Origin of the sequence: Streptomyces sp., from assembly GCF_031181555.1 — a bacterium.
Classification (GTDB): domain Bacteria; phylum Actinomycetota; class Actinomycetes; order Streptomycetales; family Streptomycetaceae; genus Streptomyces; species Streptomyces fimbriatus.
This window is the reverse complement of sequence record NZ_JAPSKQ010000103.1, coordinates 19,112-24,303: the sequence shown is the minus strand read 5'-3', so window position 1 is coordinate 24,303 and position 5,192 is coordinate 19,112. Positions and strand designations below refer to the sequence as shown.

The following is a 5,192-nucleotide window of genomic DNA, read 5'->3' as shown; positions in this document are numbered from 1 at the left end:
CGGTGCGGGCCTGTTCGGCCAGGTCGGCGAACTGTCCGGCGAGCTGGGCGATGACGTCGGGGCGCAGCTTGTAGTACGTGTAGCGGCCGCACGGCTCGGTCTCGACGACACCGGCCTCGCGCAGCACTCTCAGGTGGTTGGAGAGGTTGGTCTGCCGGGCGCCGGTCTCCTCGACGAGGTGGGTGGTGCACAGCGTCTCGCGGGCGAGCAGGGTCACGATCCGGAGCCTGAGCGGGTCGGCCAGCACCCGGATCAGGTCAGTGTCGACTGACGTCATCATGGGCTGATACTGTCACATCACCCGACGCTGATACCAGCCGGGGCTGACCTACAGGCCCGTCGGAAGGGTCTCCCATGTCCGCCGCCACCTGGACCGGCCCGTGATCGGTCCCGACGGCGCTCCCCTCGGAGCCGTCCCCCGGATCCGCGACGACATCGGCACCCGCGTCACCGGCCTGCCGAGCACCTGAGCCTTTCCGCACCACCTGCCACCACTTCGTGAAGGAAGAACGCATGTCCTCCGCTCCGCTCGCCTCCGTGCTGTTCGTCTGCGTCCACAACGCCGGCCGCTCCCAGATGGCCGCCGGATTCCTCCAGCACCTCGCGGGCGACCGCGTCGAGGTCCGCTCCGCCGGCTCCGTCCCCGGCGACCGGGTCAACCCGGCCGCCGTCGAGGCGATGCAGGAAGTCGGCGTCGACATCTCCGCCGCCGAGCCGAAGATCCTCACCACCGAGGCCGTCCAGGCGTCCGACTACGTCATCACCATGGGCTGCGGCGACGCCTGCCCGGTCTTCCCCGGCAAGAAGTACCTCGACTGGGCCCTGGAGGACCCGGCGGGCAAGGGCGTCGAGGCCGTCCGCCCGATCCGCGACGAGATCAGGACCCGCATCGAGGCCCTCATCGCCGAGATCGACGCCAACCAGGAGGCGTGACCTCAGCGCCCGACAACGCCTGGTGGCGAACACGCGTGCGCGGGCCGAGAAGTCCGGCGCGGAGATGATCGACGACGACGTCGTCGAGGCGGACCCCACCGGGGACATCGAGTCGGTCACCGGCACCGCGGGTGCCGGGCACCGCGCGAAGACGGTGATCGTGACCACCGGGTCCGGCTGCCGCTAGGGCAGGCCCCTACGATGGGCGCATGCCCAGGAGCACCCGATCAAGCAGCCGCCCGGCCGGGCGGCTGTTCGTGCTGCTGGTGCTGGCGGTGCTGACCGGTGTGCTGGGCATGCACGGCCTGGCTCCCGGGGCGGTGCCCACGGCGCATGCGGACACCGGCCACGAGAGGGCGACGGCCGCGGCGGCCGGCGTGCCGCACGCGGACGCGGCCTGCGCGCACACGGACGGCGGCGGGCCGGGGCATCTCGATCACGCCGACGGGATGTGCGCGGCCGCCGGGATCGGTTCGGCGTACACGCCGCCGGCGCTCGCCGGCGCGGTGCCGGCCGCGCCCGCCGCCGCCTCGCCCACCGCGGCGGCCGTGCGCGCGTCCCACGACGGGCGGGCGCCGCCCGACCTTTCCGAGCTGCAGCTCCTGCGGATATAGAGCGGCCCGCCCGGCACCCCGCGCCCGGCGATCTCCGCTGGTCTCCGTGGCGGGTGCCGTGCTTTCGCACGCCCTCACATCCGCTTGGACCGCGCGCCGCGAACGGCGCGCGGGAAGGAGTTGCACCACCATGATGCGCAAGCGTTCCCTCGTCCGCCGTAGTGCCGCCGCCGTCGCCGCCGGTGCGGCGGCACTGGTCCTGGCCGCCTGCGGCGGTGACGGCGACGGCAGCGGTTCGGCCGGGCACGGCGGCCACAACGCCACCGCTTCCCCCTCGGCCCCGGCGTCCGCATCGGCGTCGCAGGGGCGGCACAACGCCGCCGACGTGGCCTTCGCGAAGGGGATGATCCCCCACCACCGTCAGGCCGTCGAGATGGCCGACCTCGCGCCCGGGAGGGCTCGGTCGGCCGAGGTGAAGAAGCTCGCCGCGGAGATCAAGGAGGCCCAGGGCCCGGAGATCGAGACGCTGTCCGGCTGGCTGACCGCGTGGGGCGAGGAGGTGCCCGCCGAGGGCGCCATGGACCACTCCCTGCACGGCATGGGCGGCATGATGACGGACGAGGAGATGAGCGAGCTCGAGAACGCCTCGGGCGAGGCGTTCGACACCGCCTTCCTGGAGCTGATGATCAAGCACCACGAAGGCGCGGTCGAGATGGCGAAGACCGAGCAGGCCGACGGTGCCCACGGTCCGGCCACGAAGATGGCCGGCGAGATCATCGCCTCGCAGAGCGCGGAGATCGAGCAGATGAACAAGCTGCTCGGCAAGGGCTGACCGCATCACGTCGGCATGAGGTGAGGGCGGGCACCGCCGGTGCCCGCCCTCATCCCGTGCGGGGGCGGCTCAGCTCGCGGCCCTGAAGCCGCGCAGCCGCAGGCTGTTGCCGACGACGAAGACCGAGGAGAACGCCATCGCGGCTCCGGCGATCATCGGGTTGAGCAGTCCGGCCGCGGCGAGCGGGAGTGCGGCCACGTTGTAGGCGAAGGCCCAGAACAGGTTGGACTTGATGGTGCCGAGGGTCTTGCGGGCCAGCCGGATGGCGTCGGCGGCGGCCCGCAGGTCACCGCGGACGAGGGTGAGGTCGCCGGCCTCGATGGCGGCGTCCGTGCCGGTCCCCATGGCCAGCCCGAGGTCGGCCTGGGCGAGCGCGGCGGCGTCGTTGACGCCGTCGCCGACCATCGCCACCGAACGGCCCTCGCCCTGCAGGCGCTTGACGACGTCGACCTTGTCCTGGGGCATGACCTCGGCGATGACCTCGTCGATGCCGACCTCGGCGGCCACCGCCTCGGCGACGGCCCTGTTGTCCCCGGTGAGGAGGACCGGCGTGAGGCCCAGGGCACGCAGCCGGGTGACGGCCTCGGCACTGGTGTCCTTGACCGCGTCGGCGACTTCGAGGACCGCCCTCGCCTCGCCGTCCCAGGCGACCGCGACCGCGGTGCGCCCCGCGGCCTCGGCGCCGGCCTTGGCGCGTGCCAGGCCGGCCGGCAGGTCCATGGCCCATTCCCGCAGGAGCTTCTCGCGGCCGACGAGGACGGCGTGTCCCTCGACGACGCCCTGCACCCCCAGGCCGGGGACGTTGGCGAAGTCCTCCGGGACGGGCAGGGCGCCGACGCGGTCGGCCGCGCCCGCGGCCACCGCCTGGGCGATCGGGTGTTCGGAGGCGTGCTCCAGGGCGCCCGCCAGCCGCAGCACCTCGTCCTCGTCGGTTCCGCCGGCGGTGTGCACGGCGAGCAGGGTCATGCGTCCGGTGGTGACGGTGCCGGTCTTGTCCAGGACGACGGTGTCGACGCGGCGGGTGGACTCCAGCACCTCCGGGCCCTTGATGAGGATGCCGAGCTGCGCGCCGCGCCCGGTGCCGACCATCAGCGCGGTGGGCGTGGCCAGGCCCAGGGCGCAGGGGCAGGCGATGATCAGGACGGCCACGGCGGCGGTGAACGCGGCGGTCAGTCCGGCGCCGTTGCCCAGCCAGAAGCCGAGGGTTCCCAGTGCGAGGGCGATGACGACGGGGACGAAGACGCCGGAGATGCGGTCGGCGAGCCGCTGGGCGGCGGCCTTGCCGTTCTGCGCGTCCTCGACCAGCTTCGCCATCCGCGCGAGCTGGGTGTCGGCGCCGACCCGGGTGGCCTCGACGACCAGGCGGCCCCCCGCGTTCACGGTCGCTCCGGTGACCGCGTCCCCGATGCCGACCTCGACCGGAACGGACTCGCCGGTGAGCATCGACGCGTCGACGGCGGAGGTGCCCTCGACGACCGTGCCGTCGGTGGCGATCTTCTCGCCCGGCCGGACCAGGAAGCGGTCCCCGGCCTTCAGCTCGCCGACCGGGATCTGCTCCTCACGGCCTCCCCGCAGCACGGTGACGTCCTTCGCGCCCAGCTCCAGCAGCGCGCGCAGGGCGGCACCGGCCTTGCGCTTGGACCGCGCCTCGAAGTAGCGGCCGGCCAGGATGAAGGCGGTCACGCCGGCGGCGGCCTCCAGGTAGATGTTCCCGGCACCGTCGCTGCGGGCGATGGTCAGCTCGAAGGGGTGCGTCATGCCGGGTGTGCCCGCGGTGCCGAAGAACAGCGCCCACAGCGACCACAGGAACGCGGCCAGGGTGCCGACCGAGATCAGTGTGTCCATGGTGGCCGCGCCGTGCCGGGCGTTGGTGAAGGCGGCCTTGTGGAAGGGCCACGCGGCGTACGTGACGACGGGCGCCGCCAGGGTCAGCGACAGCCACTGCCAGTACTCGAACTGCAGCGCCGGCACCATCGCCGTCGCGATGACCGGGACGGCCAGCACCACGGCGGTGACCAGTCGCTGCCTGAGCGGCCGCAGCCCGTCGGCCTCTTCGGCCTCTCCGCCGGCTTCCGGGCCGGAAGCGGGCTCGGCCCGTACCGGCTCGGGCTCGCGCGCCGTGTAGCCGGTCGCCTCGACGGTGGCGATCAGCTCCGGGACGGACACGTCCCCGGTGTAGCTGACCTTGGCCTTCTCCGTCGCGTAGTTGACGGTGGCGGTGACCCCGTCCATCCGGTTGAGCTTCTTCTCGATCCGGGCGGCGCACGAGGCGCAGGTCATGCCGCCAATGGCGAGTTCGACCTCGGCTGTGTCGGGGACCGTGGTAGCCATCACTGCTCCTCGGGCTGATCAGGAAAGGGGGGCGGGGAAAGGGACCGCCGGACCCGCGGGCGGGTCCGGCGGGCGTGCGGCCTCTCAGACCGCGCGGCCGGTGAGCTCGTAGCCGGCGTCGTCGACGACCTTGGCCAGCAGCGCGTCGTCGGGCTCGCCGGAGGTGGTGACGGCGACCCGGCCGGCCTCGACGTCGACGTCGACCGTCAGCACCCCGTCCAGGGCGCCGATCTCCTTGGTGAGCGTGGCCTTGCAGTGCCCGCAGGTCATCCCGGAGACGTTGTAGACGGTGGTGACGCCCTCGGTCGCCGGAGTGGTGGCGGTGCCGGTGGAGCAGCTGCCGTCGGGGGTGCAGCAGGACATGGGTTTCCTCCCGGATGAGGCGGTCGCGTACCCCTTGGGGGTATCTCTGACGCTCACATGTATACCCCCCTGGGGTATTTTTGGCAAACACTCCCGCGCCGCTTCCGCGTACCCCGTGGGGTAGGCGGTCGGATCGCCCCGCCCCCGAGCGGGGATCGCCCGGGGGCGGGGCGGCCGGC

Annotated in this window: 6 protein-coding genes and 1 pseudogene; 4 read left to right on the top strand and 3 right to left on the bottom strand. The window is 73.1% G+C overall.

Features of this window, described 5'->3' with window-relative positions; all coding sequences use genetic code 11:
• A partial coding sequence (locus RIM90_RS20460; RefSeq protein WP_309062184.1) for a metalloregulator ArsR/SmtB family transcription factor occupies nucleotides 1-280 on the bottom strand: 280 nt, incomplete at its 3' end.
• Between the two features lie 233 nt (nucleotides 281-513).
• On the opposite strand from RIM90_RS20460, the gene RIM90_RS20455 reads away from it, so the two are divergent.
• The 4 genes and pseudogenes from RIM90_RS20455 (at nucleotide 514) to RIM90_RS20440 (ending at nucleotide 2,319) form a co-directional block, all read left to right on the top strand.
• Nucleotides 514-933, top strand: a complete 420-nt coding sequence (locus RIM90_RS20455; protein WP_309062183.1) for an arsenate reductase ArsC — start codon at nucleotides 514-516, stop codon at nucleotides 931-933.
• A gap of 19 nt (nucleotides 934-952) precedes the next feature.
• Nucleotides 953-1,108, top strand: a pseudogene (locus RIM90_RS20450) (thioredoxin-disulfide reductase); the annotation flags it as partial.
• A gap of 34 nt (nucleotides 1,109-1,142) precedes the next feature.
• Entirely contained in the window at nucleotides 1,143-1,547 is a 405-nt protein-coding gene (locus tag RIM90_RS20445; protein ID WP_309062182.1) for a DUF6153 family protein, read from the top strand.
• Nucleotides 1,548-1,677: 130 nt separating this feature from the next.
• Nucleotides 1,678-2,319, top strand: coding sequence for a DUF305 domain-containing protein (locus RIM90_RS20440; RefSeq protein WP_309062181.1), 642 nt, complete (start codon nucleotides 1,678-1,680; stop codon nucleotides 2,317-2,319).
• A gap of 69 nt (nucleotides 2,320-2,388) precedes the next feature.
• Here RIM90_RS20440 and RIM90_RS20435 read toward each other — a convergent pair whose 3' ends face one another.
• Together RIM90_RS20435 and RIM90_RS20430 are read right to left on the bottom strand one after the other, a co-directional pair.
• Nucleotides 2,389-4,650 (bottom strand): heavy metal translocating P-type ATPase, encoded by a 2,262-nt coding sequence (locus tag RIM90_RS20435; RefSeq protein WP_309062180.1) that lies wholly within the window; start codon nucleotides 4,648-4,650, stop codon nucleotides 2,389-2,391.
• An 84-nt stretch (nucleotides 4,651-4,734) separates the two neighbouring features.
• Nucleotides 4,735-5,013 carry a heavy-metal-associated domain-containing protein gene (locus tag RIM90_RS20430; RefSeq protein ID WP_309062179.1) on the bottom strand — a complete coding sequence of 93 codons (279 nt, stop codon included), beginning with the start codon at nucleotides 5,011-5,013 and terminating at the stop codon, nucleotides 4,735-4,737.
• Nucleotides 5,014-5,192: the final 179 nt, after the last annotated feature.